At 70.7% G+C, this 17,341-nt stretch carries 21 protein-coding genes; 10 read left to right on the top strand and 11 right to left on the bottom strand.

Annotation, left to right across the window (positions count from 1 at the left end; all coding sequences use genetic code 11):
* The coding region (locus tag DZG00_RS01275) for a glycosyltransferase family protein (protein WP_511172818.1) at nt 1-617 on the bottom strand (617 nt) is incomplete at its 3' end.
* A 113-nt stretch (nt 618-730) separates the two neighbouring features.
* Between DZG00_RS01275 and DZG00_RS01280 the strand changes: the two genes are divergently transcribed.
* The 3 genes from DZG00_RS01280 to DZG00_RS01290 all read left to right on the top strand — a co-directional run bounded on the left by DZG00_RS01280 (nt 731) and on the right by DZG00_RS01290 (nt 2,250).
* Nucleotides 731-1,390, top strand: a complete 660-nt coding sequence (locus tag DZG00_RS01280) for an HAD-IA family hydrolase (protein ID WP_119381449.1) — start codon at nt 731-733, stop codon at nt 1,388-1,390.
* 144 nt (nt 1,391-1,534) lie between these two features.
* Nucleotides 1,535-1,936, top strand: coding sequence for a DMT family transporter (locus DZG00_RS01285; RefSeq protein WP_119381450.1), 402 nt, complete (start codon nt 1,535-1,537; stop codon nt 1,934-1,936).
* On the top strand, nt 1,936-2,250 hold the full coding sequence (locus DZG00_RS01290) for a DMT family transporter (RefSeq protein ID WP_119381451.1): 315 nt from the start codon (nt 1,936-1,938) through the stop codon (nt 2,248-2,250). The genes DZG00_RS01285 and DZG00_RS01290 overlap by 1 nt, the downstream gene beginning before the upstream one ends.
* Before the next feature lie 26 nt (nt 2,251-2,276).
* On the opposite strand, the gene DZG00_RS01295 is transcribed toward DZG00_RS01290, so the two are convergent.
* Genes DZG00_RS01295 through DZG00_RS01305 form a run of 3 tightly spaced genes read right to left on the bottom strand, consistent with a single transcriptional unit; the run spans nt 2,277 to nt 4,375 of the window.
* Entirely contained in the window at nt 2,277-2,861 is a 585-nt protein-coding gene (locus DZG00_RS01295; protein ID WP_119381452.1) for a YdeI/OmpD-associated family protein, read from the bottom strand.
* Between the two features lie 40 nt (nt 2,862-2,901).
* Complete coding sequence (locus tag DZG00_RS01300; protein WP_119381453.1) at nt 2,902-3,201, bottom strand: rhodanese-like domain-containing protein; 300 nt, start codon at nt 3,199-3,201, stop codon at nt 2,902-2,904.
* 46 nt (nt 3,202-3,247) lie between these two features.
* Nucleotides 3,248-4,375 carry a zinc-binding alcohol dehydrogenase family protein gene (locus DZG00_RS01305; RefSeq protein ID WP_119381465.1) on the bottom strand — a complete coding sequence of 376 codons (1,128 nt, stop codon included), beginning with the start codon at nt 4,373-4,375 and terminating at the stop codon, nt 3,248-3,250.
* A gap of 95 nt (nt 4,376-4,470) precedes the next feature.
* Here DZG00_RS01305 and DZG00_RS01310 point away from each other — a divergent pair, with 95 nt between their 5' ends.
* A complete protein-coding gene (locus tag DZG00_RS01310; protein ID WP_119381454.1) occupies nt 4,471-5,046 on the top strand; it encodes a TetR/AcrR family transcriptional regulator in 576 nt (191 codons plus the stop codon).
* A 36-nt stretch (nt 5,047-5,082) separates the two neighbouring features.
* Here the strand turns inward: DZG00_RS01310 and DZG00_RS16845 are convergent, their stop codons facing one another.
* The 3 genes from DZG00_RS16845 to DZG00_RS01320 form a co-directional block, all read right to left on the bottom strand.
* The gene (locus tag DZG00_RS16845; RefSeq protein WP_147359903.1) at nt 5,083-5,685 is read right to left on the bottom strand and encodes a hypothetical protein; all 603 of its coding nucleotides are present in this window, start codon (nt 5,683-5,685) and stop codon (nt 5,083-5,085) included.
* A 47-nt stretch (nt 5,686-5,732) separates the two neighbouring features.
* Nucleotides 5,733-6,911: an AAA family ATPase gene (locus tag DZG00_RS01315; RefSeq protein WP_199688897.1), complete on the bottom strand. Its 1,179-nt coding sequence runs from the start codon at nt 6,909-6,911 to the stop codon at nt 5,733-5,735.
* 370 nt (nt 6,912-7,281) lie between these two features.
* Nucleotides 7,282-7,632, bottom strand: coding sequence for a DUF2200 domain-containing protein (locus DZG00_RS01320; RefSeq protein ID WP_119381456.1), 351 nt, complete (start codon nt 7,630-7,632; stop codon nt 7,282-7,284).
* Between the two features lie 126 nt (nt 7,633-7,758).
* On the opposite strand from DZG00_RS01320, the gene DZG00_RS01325 reads away from it, so the two are divergent.
* Entirely contained in the window at nt 7,759-8,808 is a 1,050-nt protein-coding gene (locus DZG00_RS01325) for an LLM class flavin-dependent oxidoreductase (RefSeq protein ID WP_119381457.1), read from the top strand.
* 27 nt (nt 8,809-8,835) lie between these two features.
* Here DZG00_RS01325 and arfB read toward each other — a convergent pair whose 3' ends face one another.
* From arfB to DZG00_RS01340, 3 genes are read right to left on the bottom strand one after another with little or no spacing between them, the layout of a single operon-like run.
* Nucleotides 8,836-9,258, bottom strand: a complete 423-nt coding sequence (arfB, locus tag DZG00_RS01330) for an alternative ribosome rescue aminoacyl-tRNA hydrolase ArfB (protein WP_119381458.1) — start codon at nt 9,256-9,258, stop codon at nt 8,836-8,838.
* A 39-nt stretch (nt 9,259-9,297) separates the two neighbouring features.
* Nucleotides 9,298-9,537 carry a hypothetical protein gene (locus tag DZG00_RS01335; protein WP_119381459.1) on the bottom strand — a complete coding sequence of 80 codons (240 nt, stop codon included), beginning with the start codon at nt 9,535-9,537 and terminating at the stop codon, nt 9,298-9,300.
* Nucleotides 9,538-9,565: 28 nt separating this feature from the next.
* Nucleotides 9,566-10,423, bottom strand: coding sequence for a phosphatase PAP2 family protein (locus tag DZG00_RS01340; RefSeq protein ID WP_119381460.1), 858 nt, complete (start codon nt 10,421-10,423; stop codon nt 9,566-9,568).
* A 162-nt stretch (nt 10,424-10,585) separates the two neighbouring features.
* Between DZG00_RS01340 and DZG00_RS01345 the strand changes: the two genes are divergently transcribed.
* The 3 genes from DZG00_RS01345 to DZG00_RS01355 all read left to right on the top strand — a co-directional run bounded on the left by DZG00_RS01345 (nt 10,586) and on the right by DZG00_RS01355 (nt 13,046).
* Entirely contained in the window at nt 10,586-11,197 is a 612-nt protein-coding gene (locus DZG00_RS01345) for a flavodoxin family protein (RefSeq protein ID WP_119381461.1), read from the top strand.
* A gap of 152 nt (nt 11,198-11,349) precedes the next feature.
* Nucleotides 11,350-12,207 carry a 3-hydroxyacyl-CoA dehydrogenase gene (locus DZG00_RS01350; protein ID WP_119381462.1) on the top strand — a complete coding sequence of 286 codons (858 nt, stop codon included), beginning with the start codon at nt 11,350-11,352 and terminating at the stop codon, nt 12,205-12,207.
* A 68-nt stretch (nt 12,208-12,275) separates the two neighbouring features.
* Nucleotides 12,276-13,046: a hypothetical protein gene (locus DZG00_RS01355; RefSeq protein ID WP_119381463.1), complete on the top strand. Its 771-nt coding sequence runs from the start codon at nt 12,276-12,278 to the stop codon at nt 13,044-13,046.
* Between the two features lie 14 nt (nt 13,047-13,060).
* On the opposite strand, the gene DZG00_RS01360 is transcribed toward DZG00_RS01355, so the two are convergent.
* Nucleotides 13,061-13,645 (bottom strand): TetR/AcrR family transcriptional regulator, encoded by a 585-nt coding sequence (locus tag DZG00_RS01360; protein WP_233548875.1) that lies wholly within the window; start codon nt 13,643-13,645, stop codon nt 13,061-13,063.
* 67 nt (nt 13,646-13,712) lie between these two features.
* On the opposite strand from DZG00_RS01360, the gene DZG00_RS01365 reads away from it, so the two are divergent.
* Both DZG00_RS01365 and DZG00_RS01370 read left to right on the top strand, forming a co-directional pair.
* Nucleotides 13,713-16,334 carry an MMPL family transporter gene (locus tag DZG00_RS01365; protein WP_119455322.1) on the top strand — a complete coding sequence of 874 codons (2,622 nt, stop codon included), beginning with the start codon at nt 13,713-13,715 and terminating at the stop codon, nt 16,332-16,334.
* 171 nt (nt 16,335-16,505) lie between these two features.
* Nucleotides 16,506-17,324 carry a DUF2510 domain-containing protein gene (locus tag DZG00_RS01370; RefSeq protein ID WP_119381503.1) on the top strand — a complete coding sequence of 273 codons (819 nt, stop codon included), beginning with the start codon at nt 16,506-16,508 and terminating at the stop codon, nt 17,322-17,324.
* Nucleotides 17,325-17,341 lie beyond the last annotated feature (17 nt).

The raw sequence follows: 17,341 nt of genomic DNA on the forward strand, positions 1-17,341 counted from the left end.
TGCGCGTCCGCGGTCTCCGGCGGCTCCGGCCGCACGCGCAGCACGGGACGCGGCACGGCGTCCGGCCCGCGGAGCGACGCCGGGAACGGCACGATCACGAGGTCGCCGTCGAGCATGGCGAGCGCGGGATCCGGCGCGAGCCCGGCCGCCGCGCGCAGCCGCCCGAGCCCCTCCCGCAGATCCGGGCGCCACCCCGCGTAGCCGGTCGCGAGCACCTCGACCACGACGCACGGCACGCCCGCCCGCTCGGCCGCCGCCATCGCGCCGAAGTCGTGCTCGTCGCACACGAGGACATGGGGCCGCCGCTCCGCGATGATCCGCCCCACGCGCTCGACGGCGGCGTGGGCGTGCGGGCCGAGGAACACCTCCGCCATGCGCGGGTAGGCACGGTCGGGATGCGGGCGCGCCAGGGTCCCCGTGCCCTCGTCGCCGCGGCCGTCGCCCGTCGCGTCCGGATGCAGGCTCGCGAAGCCGGTCTGCGCGAGCACGACGACGCGCGTGCCGGTCAGCTCGGTCGCATGGCCGCGGGCCTGGGCGACGCGGGCGAGCGGCATCAGGGGGCCGAGGTGCCCCCGTCCGCGCGCGAAGGAGAACAGGATGCGGATGGGGTCGGGCACCCCGACACCGTGCAGCACCGGCGGCCGTGCGCGTGCGGCCGCTCTACAGTCGGACGCGCCCCTCCCTGCCCGACTCCTGCCATCGCCGCCCACGCGTCCGGGAGACTGGACCCATGCCCTCCCCCGTCACGCTCACCGCCCGCGCGCTCCTCCTCGACATGGACGGGACGCTCGTCGACTCGACCGCGCTCGTCGAGGAGATCTGGACGATGCTCGCCGTGCGCTTCGGCCACGACCCCGAGGACCTCATCCGGCGGATACACGGCGTGCGCGCCGCCGACAGCATCGCCCGGTTCGCGCCCGAGGGCAGCGACGTGCCCGCGCTCCTCGCCGAGCTCGACCGGCTGGAGCTCGACGGCAGCCCCGCCACCATCGAGATCCCCGGCGCCCGCGACCTCGTGGCGGCGCTGCCCGCCGGATCCCACGCCCTCGTCACGAGCGCCGGCCTCGAGCTCGCGCGCGCCCGCCTCACCGGCGCCGGCGTCCCCGTGCCGGATGTCGTGGTCACCGCCGAGGACGTCGAGAACGGCAAGCCGCACCCCGACGGCTACCTGCTCGCGGCGTCGCGCCTCGGCGTGGATCCCGCGGACGCGATCGTCTACGAGGACGCCGAAGCCGGGATCCGCGCGGGCCTCGCCGCCGGCATGCGCGTGGTCGTCGTGGGCGACCACGCGAGCGAGACCACCGTCGGCCTCCCCCGCGTGCGCGACCACCGCGGCACCACCGTCGAGGTGCGCGACGGGATCCTCACGCTGACGCTGCCCGGGGCCTGACGCCGGCCGCGTGCCTGCGCATCGGCTCGGAGGGACCTGCGCGCGGGATCCGATTGGGCCACCCGGCCGAATCCCGCGATACGGTCTCCGCATGACCTCCCTCTCCCGCATCCCCTCGCGCCGGGCCGCCCGGACGGCCGCCTCGTGAGGTGGCTCCTCCTCGGCGCCGCCATCGTCGCCGAGGTGACCGCCGCCCTCGCCCTCCAGGCCGCCGTCGACGCACCCGGCTGGTACGCGCTCGTCGTCGCGGGCTACCTCACCGCCTTCGGGTTCCTCACCCGCGTGCTGAAGGCCGGCATGGCCGTCGGCGTCGCCTACGGGATCTGGGGCGCGTCCGGCGTCGCGCTCACCGCGGTCGGCGCGACGGTGCTCTTCGGCCAGCCGCTGACCGGCCTCATGATCCTCGGCCTGGTGCTCATCGTGGCGGGCGTCCTGCTCGTCGAGCTCGGCTCGCAGCGCGCGCACGCGGCCCGCGCCGTCGCCGGATCCTCCGAGGCCACGCCCGCAGCCGCCACCCGCGCCACCCCGACCGGCGAGGCACTCTGATGGCCTGGCTGCTGCTCGCGATCGCGATCGTCACCGAGGTCGCCGCCACCATCTCCCTCAAGCTCGCCACCGACGGCCGGAAGCGCTGGTACGCGGTGGTCGCGGTCGGGTACGTGACCGCGTTCTCGATGCTGGCCGGCGCGCTCTCGCTCGGCCTGCCCATCGGCGTCGCGTACGGCATCTGGGCGGCCACGGGCGTCGCCCTCACCGCGATCCTCGGCCGCGTGATCTTCCGGGACCCGCTGACGCGCACGATGCTCGCCGGCAACGCACTCATCATCGGGGGCGTGCTGCTCATCGAGCTCGGGCACTGACGCCGGCCCACGATGCGCGACCCCGCTCACCGCGGGTGCGGCGCCTCCCCGCGCTCGAGCATCGCGACCAGCTTCGCGAGCCGGTTCGCGCGGACGGTCGCGTTCGGCGCCGTCGCCACCCGGTGGATCACGGCGTAGCGGTTGACCTTGGACAGCGTCGCGAAGGTGCCCGCGGCGGCCGGCGACGCGGCGAGCTCGGCCAGCAGGTCCTCGGGCTCGAACGCCGCCGCCTGACCCGCGTAGGCGCGCTCCCATCGGCCGTCGGCCTGCGCGCGCTCCACCTCCATGACGCCGCGGGGACGCATCCGGCCCTCCGCGGTGAGCGTCGCGACGAGCCCGATGTTGCGCTCCGACCACAGCGACGCCTTCCGTCGCGGGGTGAAGCGGCGCCGGAAGATCCGCTCGTCGATGCTCGCGGTCTGCCCGTCGATCCATCCGCTGCACAGCGCCTCATCGAGCGCCTCGGCGTAGGTGAGGGAGGTCGGATCCGTGGTGCCCTTCTTCGCGAGCACCAGCCACACGCCGTCGGACGCCTCCTCGTTGGCGTCCAGCCAGGCGCGCCACGCGGCCCGGTCGGGGACGGTCAGGAGCTCGTGCGCGGCGGCGGGCATGCCCCGATGCTACGGAGCGCCGCCGACGACGCGGCCCGACTCAGTCGCGGTCGACGGGGTGACCGGCCGAGACCCACGCGCTCGTGCCGCCCTCGACGTCGACCGCGTCGATGCCGCGGCCGACGAGCGCCTCGGTCGCCCGCGCGCTGCGTCCGCCGGACTGGCAGATCACGTGCACGGGCGCGTCGGTCGGCACCTCGTCGACGCGCGCGTCGAGCTGCGACATGGGCAGGTTGACGGCGCCGGGCGCGTGGCCCGCGGCGTACTCGTCGGGCTCGCGGACGTCGATGAGGACGGGCGAATCCAGGGCGGCGAGCTGGTCGACGGTGATGCGGCTCATGCGGGTGCTCCTCGGGTGTCGGTGCTCCCCACGCTAGCCGCGCGGGTCATGCACGGTCGTCCAGCGCGACCACCAGCTTCCGCGCCGAGACGCCCGCGCGCAGGCGGTCCATCGCCGGCTGGATCGCGTCGAGCCCGGTGCCGACGACCTGGGCCGTCGGCACCGCGACGTAGCGGCCCTCGGCGAGCGCGGCGGGCAGGAACCGCTCCCAGAGCATCGGGCCGACCTCGTCGTGCATGAGCGCGCTGCCCCAGATGAAGGTGGCGCGGATACCGCGGGCGCGCGCGCGGACCATCAGGGCCGGGGTCGCGGTGCCCATGCGGATCCCGAGGCGCACGAGAGGCAGCCCGACGCGACCGCCGCGCGGCAACGTCTCGAAGGAGACGGGCGGGCTCGCCATGCTGACGCGGGTCGCGCCCGTCGCGATGGCGATGTCGACGGCCGGCGCCCCGGATCCGGTGCCGATCGCGAGCACGCCCGCGACCCGGCGGCCCGCCAGGTGCTGCGTGATGTCCCGAACTGCCGTCGCGCTCCGGTAGTCGAACGCACGGCTCGCCCCGAGCGAGCGCACGAGCTCGTGGTTCCGCGGCGACGCTGTCGTCACGACGTCGTAGCCGGCGGCGACCGCGAGCTGGATCGCGTTCATGCCGACGCTCGTGGATCCGCCCCACACCACGACGGTCTCCCCCGTCGCCGGGGTGGTCGCGTCGGGCATGCGGAGGCCGAGCTGGCCGGCGCCGAACAGGCCGGACGCGGCGGTGGAGATCCCGAGCGGGAGGACGGCGGCGTCCTCGAAGCGCATCGCGTCCGGGATCGGCGACGCGAGGTCGGTGCGCACGATCACGCGCGTCTGGAACCCGCCCTCCGGCGCATGCCGCCGCCCCTTCTCCATGCCGACCGCGTACGCGACGACGCGGTCGCCGACGGCGAAGCGCGTGACGCCGGGGCCGACCTCGTCGACGACGCCCGCGACGTCCTCGCCGAGCACCGCGGGATGCGGGAGCCAGCGGTACATGAGGTCGCCCATGTGCTGCTTCATGGTGTCGAGCGGGTTGATCGCGACGGCGCGCACGCGGATCGCGACCTCGCCCGCCCGGGGAGCGGTGCGCGGCGCCGGGCCGACGGTGAAGTCGGCGGCGGACGAGGCGAGCCAGGCGGCGGATTCGGTGGGCATGCGGTTCTCCGATGTGAGGGTCGCGCTGCCCGATGACATCGCGTGTCATCACCATAGCCCGCCATGGCACGTCGTGTCATCACTAGGATCGACGCATGAGCAGATGGCAGCCGGACACGCGAGAGCGCCTGGCCGCCGCCGCCCTCGAGCTGTTCCAGAGCCAAGGCTTCGCGGAGACGACGGTGCCCGAGATCACCGCCCGCGCCGGCCTCACGACCCGCACCTTCTTCCGTCACTTCGCCGACAAGCGCGAGGTGCTCTTCGCCGAGGAGGACGAGCTGCCGGCGCTCGTCACCCGCATCATCCGCGAGGCGCCCGCCGACCGATCCCCGCTCCAGGTCGTCGAGGACGGCTTCCCCGAGGTCGTCGCCTCGCAGTTCGCGGAGGGGCGCGACACCCTCCTCGCCCGCAAGCGCATCATCGTCGCCGACGCCGGGCTGCAGGAGCGCGAGATGCGCAAGGTCCAGGCGATGCAGGAGGCCGTGCGCACGGGCTTCGTGGAGCGCGGGTCGGATCCGCTCACCGCCGTGCTCGTCGCCCACGCGACCGCGACGGTGTTCGGCGTCTCCATCGGCCGCTGGCTCTCCGACGGCGGCGACTCCGACCTCGCCGACGTGCTGCGCGACACGCTCGACGCGTTCCGCCGGGTGATGACTACGCAAATACGCTAACGGGGATCACCGCTCGGCTCAGTATCTGACCTGACCCTAGAGCGCTAATACCTTCTTGCGAAATGTGTCGTAAGAGGCACTCTTTGCAGCAGGTGCGTCAATCAGACCCTCCGCGCGGACAATTTTAGCAATAGCCGGGGCATCTGACTCGCGATAGTCACGGTTAACGGCCGGTGAACGTAATGCGCGCTTCAGATACTCCTTCGAGTCACTGATCATCCCGACATTTTTTCCGTTGACGGACAGCGGCCTCCATGAGGGCACGTGCTTAGCTATAGCCTCCGGCCAGAGCATCAACCACGTTTCCATCTCCCATGCGGGGCACGCTACTAGCGACTGCTTATAACCCGCGCTGTCAAAAGCGGCCTCGAGGCGGGTGATTATCTCTTCGTGTGCGCTCTCTACAGCGTCGGCGTCTTGATGAACAACGATGGCCACAACATTATTATCGACTAGTTCAGCTCGCACTACCTTGCATATAGCCGCGACGCGACCCGGGAGCTGCTCCGGCTTGACATCTTTAAGTTGAATTTGCGGCTTGCGGCGTGGCGCAACGTAGAAATCAGCCCCTGGCCGAAGAGCCAAAATAAACTCCTTTAATGCATCGCGATCATTGGAGTCTTCACCAAAAACGAGCACGACGTTCTGACGAGCCGGTTTATGTGATCGACCCTTACCTCGCCCCGTCACTGTGGAACCCCTCCAAGAGATCCAGAGAACCACAGCTCGCCCAGCTGAAGCTCGCCGCCGTATGCCTCCTCCTTTTCTCGAATTGTGGACGCGTCTACAGCCGGCAAGCGTGTGCTTCCGTCTTCATTTCGCTCAACAACGATCAGTTCCTCAGCCGCAAGACGGCTCACAAGCGCCGGCGAGTGAGTCGCGATCAGGAGCTGCGTACGCTCCGAAGCCTCCCGCATTCGCTCAACGAGTCTGTCGAAAACATAGGGATGAATACCGTGGTCAATTTCCTCGATGCATGTTAGGAGCGGCGGATCAGCGTCGTATAGGAGAGCCAACAGCGCAAGCACGCGCACGGTACCAAAAGAGGCATCTGCCAGATAAGTTCCGTTTGAAAGCCCTCGCTCAATAATCTTAACTGCCAACGCAGGCGCGTCCCCCCCAAGGGGTTCGAAATCAAGATCCAGGAACCCAGGTATCATCGCTCGAGCGTCATCAAGAAAATCTCGATATCGCTGCAGGTTATCGACTAAGTGCAGGATAGCCTGAGCCAGATTACTCGCGTCGGCCGCAAGGGCCGTCGGCTGCTCGGGAATCCTGCCCGGCCGCCTCGCCGCTTGCACATCAACGTTGAAAACCCTGAAGGTCGTAAAAAGATTTGCAAACTTCTCAACCTCATCACCACCCTGAGCAGGAGGCAAACGGCGTAAAGTGGAAAGAGCGAGAGAATCTCGCCTCAGAGGTAATTTTGTTGGCCCGTGACCCTTGGCCCCCGTCATGATTTCCGCAGAGTCACCGCTTACGGAAATGCGGCGGCCCGGCCCTCGGGTACGCTTAAACATGAATTCTTCATTGCGGATTAGGATGGAACCATCGGTGCGCCGCTGAGTGTAAAACTGGAGGGAATATTCGTCCGGAGCGGTCTCGCTACTGTGCGTTGTGACATTCGCTAAGACTTTGATATCAATATCTCGTTCTGTATTCGCCCCTCGAAATCGAACGCGGTCCATCCCTCCGCGCCTCGCGAGAGCACCGGTGAGATCATCTCGAGCGGAGTCGCCCAAGAACTCAATCAAATCCAAAAAGTTGGATTTCCCTGCGCCGTTGGGTCCGACCAGGACGTTCAAAGGCCCAAGTTCAACGTCAACATCTTTCAGACTGCGAAAATTGGAGGCAGAGATTCTCAAGAGAGGTCGCATCAATGTGTCTCCATGCGTATCGAATGTTGCTTGACAAATTTAGGGGAGGCGTCCGGTCGCGGGACGTGTACAGCGGGCTTCAATGCGGACGGCACAGCTCAGGTTGCCGGCAGGCCGCCTCATTGAGCGCAACCCTACCGGCGCACCAGGACTGGCTGGGGACATTTGCGGACCATCTGTTCGGCGTGCGCGCCACCAGTCAGCTAGCCCGGCACCGGACTTGTTGCGCAGAGAAGAGGCAGCCCTCATAGGGTGGCGCCGAGGGCAACCGACCCTTGGAAGCGCTGTCGCGAGTAGCGAGGTTGATGACCGCTTGATGCCAATGCGGCCCGTCAGCGGCGAAGCTGGGGGGCGTTGCTCAGGCCTGCCCGCCGCGCAGCACCTTCGCCATCGCGCGACCGCGGGCGACCTCGTCGACGAGCTTGTCGAGGATCCGGATCTCCTTCATCAGCGGGTCGTCGAGCTCCTCGATGCGGACGCCGCAGATCACGCCGCGCACCTCGTCGGCGAGCGGGTTGAGGCGGGCCGCCGCGAAGAAGTCCTGGAAGGTCGTCTCCGCGTCGAGGTGGTGCTGGAGCTCCGTGGCATCGAAGCCGGTGAGCCAGGTGATCACCTGGTCGACCTCCGCGCGCGTGTGCCCCTTGCGCTCGACCTTCTTCACGTAGAGCGGGTAGACCGCGGCGAACGGCGTCGTGAAGATGCGGTGCATGGTCGGAGCGTAGGCCGATGCGGTCGCGCGGTCGAGGCCGGGAATAGGCAGGCGCGCGGCCGTGGTTCACTTCCATGCAGACGCATCCACCCGGATGCCGCCGCCGTCGAGCACGAGGAGCGCCCCATGGCCACCAAGATCGGCTTCCTGTCGTTCAACCACTGGCAGGACGTGCGCGGATCCCGCGTCCGCACCGCCCAGGACTCGCTGCTGCAGTCGATCGACCTCGCGGTCGCGGCTGAGGAGATCGGCATCGACGGCGCGTACTTCCGCGTGCACCACTTCGCGCCGCAGCAGGCGTCGCCGTTCCCGCTGCTGGCCGCCATCGCGAGCCGCACCAGCCGGATCGAGATCGGCACCGGCGTCGTCGACATGCGCTATGAGAACCCCCTCTACATGGCGGAGGAGGCGGCCATGACCGACCTCATCTCCAACCGCCGGGTGCAGCTCGGCATCAGCCGCGGATCGCCCGAGCAGGTCGAGGCCGGCTACGAGTCGTTCGGCTACGTGCCCCGCGACGGCGAGACCGACGCCGACATGGCCCGCCGCCACACCGGCCTCTTCCTCCGCGCGCTCGAGGGCGAGGAGCTCGCGACCGCGGCCCCGCAGCGCGGCATCATCGCGGGCGGCGTCGCGATCACGCCGCAGTCCCCTGGCCTCCGCGAGCGGATCTGGTGGGGCGCCGGCACGCGCGCGACCGGCCAGTGGGCGGCCGAGCAGGGCATGAACCTGATGTCGTCGACGCTCCTCTCCGAGGACACCGGCGTGCCGCTCGACGTGCTCCAGGCCGAGCAGATCCAGCTCTTCCGCGACGGCTGGGCCGCCGCCGGGCACGCGTGGGAGCCGCGCGTGAGCGTCAGCCGCAGCATCATCCCGATCGTCGACGACGAGTCGGAGATGTACTTCGGGGTCCGCTCGCAGATCGAGGGCAAGGACCAGGTCGGCCAGGTCGGCGGCGAGAAGTGGCGCTTCGGCCGCTCCTACATCGGCAGCCCGGAGCGCCTCATCGAGGAGCTCGGCGCTGACCAGGCGATCGCCGCGGCCGACACCCTCCTCGTCACGATCCCCAACCAGCTCGGCGTGGACTTCAACCTCCGCTCGCTCGCCGCGATCAAGCAGATCGGCGAGGTGCTGGGGTGGGACCGGGCGGACGTCGCCGTGGGGGCGTCCGCCTGATCCGCTGACGCCTGCTCGTCCGCGCGCTCAGTCGCCGGTCGGCCGCTTGCGCTGCTGCTTCGTCGCGGAGCGCTGGGTCTTGGCCGCGAGGCGGCGGCGCTGCGAGCCCTTCGTGGGACGCGTCGGTCGTCGCGGGGCGGCGTCCGGCGCGAGCGCATCCGCCACGATCTCGCGGAGCGCGTCGAGCGCGGCCACCCGGTTGCGCAGCTGCGACCGTTGCTCGGAGACCGTCACCGTGATCGCGCCACCGACCAGGCGCCGGCCGAGCCGCCCGAGGATCCGCGCCCGCTGCTGATCGGTCAGCACCAGCGACTCCACCGGGCTCCACGTGAGCTGCACCCGGCTGTCGGACGTGTTGACGTGCTGCCCGCCGGGCCCGGACGACCGCGAGAACCGCCACCGCAGCTCGGCGGCGGGGATGGTCAGCGCGGGGCCGACCTCGAGATCCATGCGGCAAGGGTCGCACGGAGCGGCCCTGGCGCGGGCGGACTAGCGGTGCCGACGGAGGTTGGCCCGACGGATGACGGCCGTGCCGATCAGCACGAGCACGAGCATCACCGCGGACATCAGGACCATGCGGGTGACGATCTCCAGCTCGAGGAACCCGACGGCGAAGGCGGAGACGAACGCGGTCACGCCGATGAGCACGAGGAACTGACGGACCGACGGAGCTCCCGTCAGCCGCTTGGCAGCCGCGGAGTCGTGTTCGAAGTCGCGCCGGTGATCCATGTCCCCACCGTGCCACACGGACGGCGGGTCAGCGGGCCGGGCCCGCCTCCACCGGCTCCGGCCGCCGCGCCGTCAAATACAGCCGGTGCGCCGTGATCACCAGCGCCAGCCACGCGCCGCTGAGGAAGAAGGCCGCGAGCACGTCCGTGAACCAGTGGTGGCCGAGGTACACGCGGGAGATGCCGATGGTGACGGCGAAGACCACGGCCACCGTGATCGAGAGCACGCGGGTCGCGCGGCGGTGCTGCCGCAGGAGGAGCAGGTAGGCGATGATCCCGGCGATCGCCACCGCGTTCAGCGTGTGGCCGCTCGGGAACGACGGCGACGTCTCGTACGGCGGCACGGCGTCAGCGAGGTCGGGGCGGGCGCGGCCGATGATGTTCTTCCCGGCGATGGTGAGCAGCAGGGATCCGCCGCCGGCCGCGACGACCAGGATGACGGGCGTCCACGAGCGGCGCCGCACCGCAAGGAACAGCATCGTGACCACCGCGATGATCGGCATGATCACGACGCCCGCGACGTCCGTGTACGCGGTCGCGGCGTCGTTGAGCCACGGCGTGCGGATGCCGATCATGAAGGCGAGCATCGGCTTGTCGAGGCCGGCGACCCCGTCGGCATCGGTCACGTTGTCGTAGACCTGCGCGGCGATGGCTGACAGGCCGAACGCGAGCGCGAGGCCCACCAGCAGCGTGATCACGAGGGCCGCGTACGGGCCGAGCGCGCGCATGATCCGCTCCACGACGCGGGCGAGGACCCGGCCGACCGGCGTCACCCAGCGCGTGAGGTCGCGGTCGCCGAGGAACCGGTCGCGGCGGAGCTCGCCCTCGACGCCCTGGTCGGCCGGGTCGAGCGGGGCGAGGGGCCTGCGCCCGGGGGTGTCGCTCATCGGGGATCCTCCACGTCCGGCGGAGATTCCCGCAGGTCGAACCTACCGACGGCCCGCCGGGAGATGACCGCCGCCTCCGAGCCCTGGCCGATCCGCGCAGCTCCTCGACAGCCGCCGCCCCGACCGGCCTACGTTCCAGGTGATCCACCGGAAAGGGACCACATGATCACCGCGCTCGTCCTCAACTGCACCCTCAAGCCCTCCCCCGCTCCCTCGAGCACCAGCAAGCTCGCCGGCGAGGTGCTCGCCGAGCTGGCCACGCACGGCGTGACCGGCCGCGAGATCCGCCTCGTCGACCACGACATCAAGCCCGGCGTCGAGAAGGACATGGGCGACGGCGACGCCTGGCCCACCGTCCGCGAGGCCGTCCTCGCCGCCGACATCCTGATCCTCGCCACGCCCACCTGGATGGGCCACATGTCGTCCGTCGCCTCCCGCGTGCTCGAGCGCCTCGACGCCGAGCTGTCCGAAACCCGCGAGGACGGCAACCCGAGCCTGTTCGGCAAGGTCGCGCTCGCGGTCGTCGTCGGCAACGAGGACGGCGCCCACAAGATCACCGCCGACTTCTTCCAGGGCCTCAACGACGTCGGCTTCTCGATCCCCGCGCAGGGCGGCGTCTACTGGAACGGCGAGGCGATGAACGCCGTCGACTACAACGACCTCGACGAGGTGCCCGAGCGCGTCGCGTCCGTCACCGCGACGGCCGCCCGCAACGCGGCGCACCTGGCGGCGTTCCTGTCGCAGCACGACTACCCGGCGGCGCCCGCCGAGTGATCCCCCGCGTCCCCCTGCTCCGCGTCGGGGCAGGGGGACGCGCCTGTCCGCTGGCCGCACGCGCCGGTCGGACCCCGTCGCCCGGTGCTTCGCTGGAGGGACGCCGCCGCGGGACCCGCCCGCCGCCGCGTCCGCCGACGAAGGAGTCACCCATGCCCGCATTCTCGAAGGTCACCGTGCTCGGAGCCGGGGTGCTCGGCGCGCAGATCGCGTTCCAGGCCGCGAACCACGGCAAGACCGTGACCAGCTACGACGTCGACGATGCCGCGCTCGAGGCCGCGCGCGGTCGGCTCGACGCGATCGTCGCGCAGTTCGTAGCCGAGTCCGGCGAGGAGACGCGGGAGGCGGCGACAGCCGCCGCCGCGGGGATCACGCTCACGAGCGATCTCGCAGCCGCCGTCGCCGACGCCGACCTCGTGATCGAGGCGGTCCCCGAGCGCCTCGAGCTCAAGCAGGACGTCTACCGCCGCATCGCCGAGGCCGCCCCCGAGCGCACGGTCTTCGCCACCAACTCGTCGACGCTCCTCCCGAGCGCGATCGCCGACTCCACCGGCCGCCCCGACCGCTTCCTGGCGCTGCACTTCGCGAACCACGTCTGGCGGCAGAACACGGCCGAGATCATGGGCACCCCAGCGACGTCGCCCGAGGTGTTCGACCGGGTCGTCGCGTTCGCGGAGGAGATCGGCATGGTCCCGATCCCGCTGAAGAAGGAGCAGCCCGGCTACGTGCTCAACTCGCTCCTCGTGCCGCTGCTGGAAGCGGCCGCGGGCCTCGTGCTGACGGGAGTCGCGGATCCGAAGACGGTCGACACCACCTGGCGCATCGCGACGGGCGCGCCCCTCGGCCCGTTCCAGATCTACGACGTCGTCGGCCTCCGCACCGCCTACGCGATCTCCGCGGCGAGCGACGAGCCCGGCGCGCAGGCGTGGGCGGCCCACCTCAAGAGCGAGTACCTGGACAAGGGCAAGCTCGGCGTGGAGTCGGGCGAGGGGTTCTACGAGTACCGGTGAACTGACGATCAGCGAGGCCCTTTCTGGGGGCTGATGATCATGCTGACGGCGATTAGGTTCAGATCATCATGCCCACAGAAACGCACGTCGAATCACCCGAGTCCCATTTCTCGAACGCGCTCGTCACCGCAGCCCGCCTGCCCGGTGTCCGCATCGACAGGGCGGCGTATCTCAGGAGCACCCTCAAGCGCGTCTGCTCCGAGGAGCAGATCCTCGCGGCCATCGCCGAGACGCCTGCAATTGCGGGCGTCTCAGCCGAGGTGCTCGACAAGGCGGCGAACGACTCCATCCGCTTCGAGACGACGAAGGTCACCGCCCTCTCCGCCGTGAGTGGGATCCCGGGAGGGCTCGCCATGCTGGGCACTGTCCCGGCTGACCTCGCGCAGACCATGGCGCACATGATCCGCATCGCGCAGAAGCTCGCCTATCTCTACGGTTGGCCTGATCTGTTCTCGGACGAAGGCGACGAACCGGACGACGCGACGAAGTCCATGCTGATCCTGTTCATCGGCGTGATGTTCGGAACGGGTGCCGCGGCCGAGGGCGTCAAGAAGGTCGCGGACGTCATGGCCAAGCAAGCACTGCACAGGCTCCCGCAGCAAGCGCTCACGAAGGGGATCATCTACCCGATCGTGAAGAAGGTCGCGACGATGCTGGGCGCCAAGATGACCAAGGACGTGTTCGCGAAGGGCGTGGCGAAGATCATTCCCGTCGTCGGCGGAGTCGCCTCGGGAAGCCTGACGCTCGCGACTTTCTACCCGATGTCGAAGAAATTGAAGGCGACCCTTGCGGACTCGCCGCTCGCGGAGCGCAAGGACTCCGAGACTCAGAACGCCTGACTTTTCGGCGGCGGTCAGCGCGTCGCCCCAGCGCCCCCCAGCACGAACCGCACCAGCCGCGTCACGCTCTCCGCGTGGTCGCCCTTGCGGCCGAGCACGCGCAGCACGATGACGCCGAGGATCGCCTGGCCGAGCTCCTCGACGGGCGCGTCGGCGGGGAGCTGGCCCGCGCGGATCCCCGAGGCCAGGCGCTCGGAGAGGTCGCGGTCCACGCCGAGGCTCGCGCCCAGGCTGTCCCCCACGGCCGCGTCCTCGGCGGCGGCCGCGACCAGCGAGCGGACGAGCGGGCCGCCGGTGGGCGCATCCAGCACGGCGAGCACGCCCGTGAGCCAGCGCTCGATGTCGGCGAGGAGGTCGCCCGTGTCGGGCACCGCGAACTCGACCGGGATCAGGAGCCCCTCGGTCATGCATTCGGCGATGAGGGCGCCGCGCGAGGGCCACCACCGGTAGATCGTCTGCTTGCCGACGCCGGCCTCCTTGGCGACGCCCTCGATCGTGAGGTGGTCGTAGCCGACGGCATGGATGAGGCGCACGGTCGCGCCGAGGATCGCCTCGCGGGCCGCTTCGCTGCGGACCCGTCCGGTTCGGTGCTCGTTCACCTGCACAGGGTAGCTCCAGAAACTAGACGAGACGTAGCGTATCGTCGAAGCGTCTGAAGGAGATGACATGGCGTCAGTGCTGTACCGGCTCGGTTCGATGGCCGCGCGTCGCGCGTGGCTCGTGATCGTCTCGTGGGTGGTGATCCTCGGGATCGGCGTGGGCTCGTTCCTCGCGTTCGCCGGCACCCTCGGCAACAGCTTCGACATCCCGGGCACGGCGTCCGGCGCCGTCACCGACGAGCTCGCCGAGACGCTGCCCGACACCGCGGGCGGCACCGGCACGGTCGTCTACCGCACGTCCGACGGCTCGGCCTTCACCGACCAGCAGGAGCAGGACATCTCCGCCCTCGCCGAGAGCGCGGGCGACCTCCCGGGCGTCGCCTCCGTGGTGGATCCGTTCGCCGTCACCCAGCAGCGCGCCGACCAGGCCGCGCAGCTGCAGAGCGGCGACGACCAGATCACGTCCGGCCGCGCCCAGCTCGACGCCGCACAGCAGCAGCTCGACGCCGGCAAGGCGCAGCTCGAGGCGGGCCAGCAGCAGCTCACCGCCGCGCGCCAGCAGGCCGAGGCCGCGGGCGCGCAGGCCGCCCAGCTGGCGCCGCTCGACGCGCAGCAGGCCCAGCTCGACCAGCAGACGCAGGCGCTCCAGGAGCAGCAGGCGACCGTCGACGCCAACCGCGCGCAGCTCGACGCGGGCGCCGAGCAGGCCGATCTCGGCCGCACGCTGCTCGGCCTCACCGACGGCATCGGCGTGGTCTCGGAGGACGGCTCGACGGCCATCGTCAACATCTCCTTCACGGATCCGCGCCTCGAGCTCTCCGAGGAGACCAAGGAGGAGGCCATCGCGCACTTCCAGGACTCCCCGGTCGACGGCACGAGCGTCGACTTCGCGACCGACCTCGCGCAGGGCGTCCCCGAGATCTTCGGCATCGGCGAGGTCGTCGGCCTCGTGTTCGCGGCCATCGTCCTCATCGTGATGCTCGGCACGCTCATCGCCGCCTCGCTCCCCATCGTCACCGCGGTGGTCGGCGTGGGCGTCGGCGTCACGGCCTCGCTCGCCTTCTCCGGCGTCGTCGACATGGCGTCGGTGACCCCGGTGCTCGGCGTGATGCTCGGCCTCGCGGTCGGCATCGACTACTCCCTCTTCATCGTCAACCGGCACCGGAAGCAGATGCTCGCCGGCACCGGCGTGCGCGAGTCCATCGGCCTCGCCAACGGCACGTCGGGCACGGCGGTCGTGTTCGCGGGATCCACCGTGATCGTCGCGCTCCTCGCCCTCAACGTCACGGGCGTGCCGTTCCTCGCGCTGATGGGCACGGTCGGCGCGGTCTGCGTGCTCGTCGCCGTGCTGGTCGCCATCACGCTCACGCCCGCGGTGCTCGGCCTCGCCGGCGCGCGCGTGCTGCGGAAGCGCGACCGCGCCCAGGCGTCGGCCGCCGACCCGGCCCGCCCGCAGGAGACCGCCAAGGCCCTGAAGCCCATGTCGAACGCGCGCGCCGTGCTCACGGTGCTCGGCACGGTCGTCGCCCTGCTCGTGATCGCGATCCCGAGCCTGTCCATGCGCCTCGGCCTGCCGGACGGATCCAGCGAGCCGGCCGGATCCACCAGCGAGCGCGCCTTCACCACGGTCGCCGACGAGTTCGGCGAGGGCGCCAACGGCCCGCTGCTCGTGGTCGCGGACGTGCCCGCGGGCCTCGCCGACGACGACCTCCTCGCCACGCAGGTCGACGTCGCCCAGGCGCTGCACGATCTCGACGACGTGGTCGCCGTGGCGCCCGTCGCGAACACCGACGACAACACGGTGCTCGCGTTCCAGGTGCTGCCGCAGGAGGGCCCGAACAGCGCGTCCACCGAGCAGCTCGTGCAGGACATCCGCGCGATGCCCGAGCTCGACGGCGGGATCTCGCTCGGCGTCGCCGGGCAGGCCGCCACCAACATCGACATCTCGGAGGCGCTGGCGGCGGTGCTGCCGCTCTACCTGCTCGTGGTCGTGGGGCTGTCGCTGCTGATCCTGATCGTGGTGTTCCGCTCGATCCTCCTGCCGCTGATCGCGACCGGCGGGTTCGTGCTGTCGCTGTTCGCGACGTACGGGCTCATCGTCGCGGTGTTCCAGTTCGGGTGGGGCGCGGGGCTCATCGGGCTCGAGAGCCCGGGGCCGATCCTGAGCTTCCTGCCGGTGATCCTCGTCGGGATCCTGTTCGGCCTCGCCATGGACTACCAGCTGTTCCTCGCGAGCGGCATGCGCGAGGCGTACGTGCACGGCGCCGAGGCTCGGCTCGCGGTGGTGCAGGGCTTCCGGGCCGGGCGCGCGGTCGTCACGGCGGCGGCCCTGATCATGGTGTCGGTGTTCGGCGGGTTCATCTTCTCGGAGTCGACCATCATCCGGTCGATCGGCTTCGGCCTCGCGTTCGGCGTGCTGCTCGACGCGTTCGTCGTGCGCATGCTGCTGATGCCCGCGCTCATGCACCTGCTCGGCCGCTCGGCCTGGTGGCTGCCGCGCTGGCTCGACCGGATCCTCCCGGACGTCGACATCGAGGGCGCCGCGCTCGAGCGCACGCACCCGCACGCGTCGGCGTCGGCTGCCGACCTCCCCGTCGGCCTCCCGGCGGACGGCGGACACGGCGCCCATGCGGCCCCGCCCACGGCGACCACCATCCAGGCCGAGACGGCGGCGGCGCCGCGCGACTGATCCGCGGCGCCGCTGCCTCGGCTGACGCCCCAGCGCTCGACCGCGGCGGTCGTGGCCACGAACTGGGGGCATGGGCGCCCCTGCCAGGAAATCTAGAATCGTCCCTGGCGGCCGAGAACGTACCCACCCCGAGGCCTCGACTCGGCCCACCCATCCTGCAAGGAGCCGCGCATGGCAGACCCCGGTTGGTACGACGACGGATCGAGTCGGCTGCGCTGGTGGGACGGCCGGCAGTGGACCGATCACTTCCACGACCCCGCCACCGTGACCCCCGCAGCCGTCGCCGTGACCCAGGTGGGCCCGGGCGCGACGAGTGCGGCGGCGTCCAACCGTGCAGCCGGCGTCCTCCGCACCGCATCCGACGCACGCGCCGCCGATGCGGCTGCGGCGGAGGTGCTGCCCGAGGGCACGCTCTGGGCGGCACGTGGCCAGCGCCTGTCCGGCCTGAGCGGCGGGCGGTACCGCCTGACGAGCGAGATCCTCTACTTCGAGACCGGCGCGCTGTCGTTGAAGGGCCAGCAGATCGCGACCCACGAGATCGTCGACGTCGACGTGTCGCAGACGATGACGCAGAAGGCACGCGGGCTCGGCGACATCGTCCTGACCGCGCACCGCATCACCGGGAGCGAACGGGTGGTCCTCTCCGACATCGCCGACTTCCGTGGCGGCGCCGAGACCATCAACAGGGTCGTGCGCGACGCGAAGCGCGCCCGGGCCGAGTACGACGTGATGAGCAAGACCCAGCGGGTGCAGACGGAGATGCACTACTCGGGCAACACGCCCGTGATCGGCGGGTTCGCCGCGGCGGCCAGCTCGCCCGCCATCGCGCCCGCCGCGACCCCGGCAGCGATCACGGCGACGGAACCGGCCGCGACCGCGGCTGCTCCCGACCTCGTCGCGGAGATCCGCAAGCTCGCCGACCTGCGCGACGAGGGCGTCCTCGACGACGAGGAATTCGCGGCGGCGAAGCGGAAGCTCCTGGGGCTCTGACGGTCTGCGTCCGCGCG

The sequence above is a fragment of the Clavibacter lycopersici genome, assembly GCF_003576405.1.
Lineage (GTDB): Bacteria > Actinomycetota > Actinomycetes > Actinomycetales > Microbacteriaceae > Clavibacter > Clavibacter lycopersici.

What these genes read in the sequence shown, in the direction of transcription:
- DZG00_RS01280 (WP_119381449.1), top strand. Translation starts at nt 731, where the DNA reads ATGCCCTCCCCCGTCACGCTCACCGCCCGCGCGCTCCTCCTCGACATG.
- DZG00_RS01290 (WP_119381451.1), top strand. Translation starts at nt 1,936, where the DNA reads ATGGCCTGGCTGCTGCTCGCGATCGCGATCGTCACCGAGGTCGCCGCC.
- DZG00_RS01295 (WP_119381452.1), bottom strand. Translation starts at nt 2,861, where the DNA reads ATGCCCGCCGCCGCGCACGAGCTCCTGACCGTCCCCGACCGGGCCGCG.
- DZG00_RS01300 (WP_119381453.1), bottom strand. Translation starts at nt 3,201, where the DNA reads ATGAGCCGCATCACCGTCGACCAGCTCGCCGCCCTGGATTCGCCCGTC.
- DZG00_RS01305 (WP_119381465.1), bottom strand. Translation starts at nt 4,375, where the DNA reads ATGCCCACCGAATCCGCCGCCTGGCTCGCCTCGTCCGCCGCCGACTTC.
- DZG00_RS01310 (WP_119381454.1), top strand. Translation starts at nt 4,471, where the DNA reads ATGAGCAGATGGCAGCCGGACACGCGAGAGCGCCTGGCCGCCGCCGCC.
- DZG00_RS01320 (WP_119381456.1), bottom strand. Translation starts at nt 7,632, where the DNA reads ATGCACCGCATCTTCACGACGCCGTTCGCCGCGGTCTACCCGCTCTAC.
- DZG00_RS01325 (WP_119381457.1), top strand. Translation starts at nt 7,759, where the DNA reads ATGGCCACCAAGATCGGCTTCCTGTCGTTCAACCACTGGCAGGACGTG.
- arfB (WP_119381458.1), bottom strand. Translation starts at nt 9,258, where the DNA reads ATGGATCTCGAGGTCGGCCCCGCGCTGACCATCCCCGCCGCCGAGCTG.
- DZG00_RS01335 (WP_119381459.1), bottom strand. Translation starts at nt 9,537, where the DNA reads ATGGATCACCGGCGCGACTTCGAACACGACTCCGCGGCTGCCAAGCGG.
- DZG00_RS01340 (WP_119381460.1), bottom strand. Translation starts at nt 10,423, where the DNA reads ATGAGCGACACCCCCGGGCGCAGGCCCCTCGCCCCGCTCGACCCGGCC.
- DZG00_RS01345 (WP_119381461.1), top strand. Translation starts at nt 10,586, where the DNA reads ATGATCACCGCGCTCGTCCTCAACTGCACCCTCAAGCCCTCCCCCGCT.
- DZG00_RS01350 (WP_119381462.1), top strand. Translation starts at nt 11,350, where the DNA reads ATGCCCGCATTCTCGAAGGTCACCGTGCTCGGAGCCGGGGTGCTCGGC.
- DZG00_RS01355 (WP_119381463.1), top strand. Translation starts at nt 12,276, where the DNA reads ATGCCCACAGAAACGCACGTCGAATCACCCGAGTCCCATTTCTCGAAC.
- DZG00_RS01365 (WP_119455322.1), top strand. Translation starts at nt 13,713, where the DNA reads ATGGCGTCAGTGCTGTACCGGCTCGGTTCGATGGCCGCGCGTCGCGCG.
- DZG00_RS01370 (WP_119381503.1), top strand. Translation starts at nt 16,506, where the DNA reads ATGGCAGACCCCGGTTGGTACGACGACGGATCGAGTCGGCTGCGCTGG.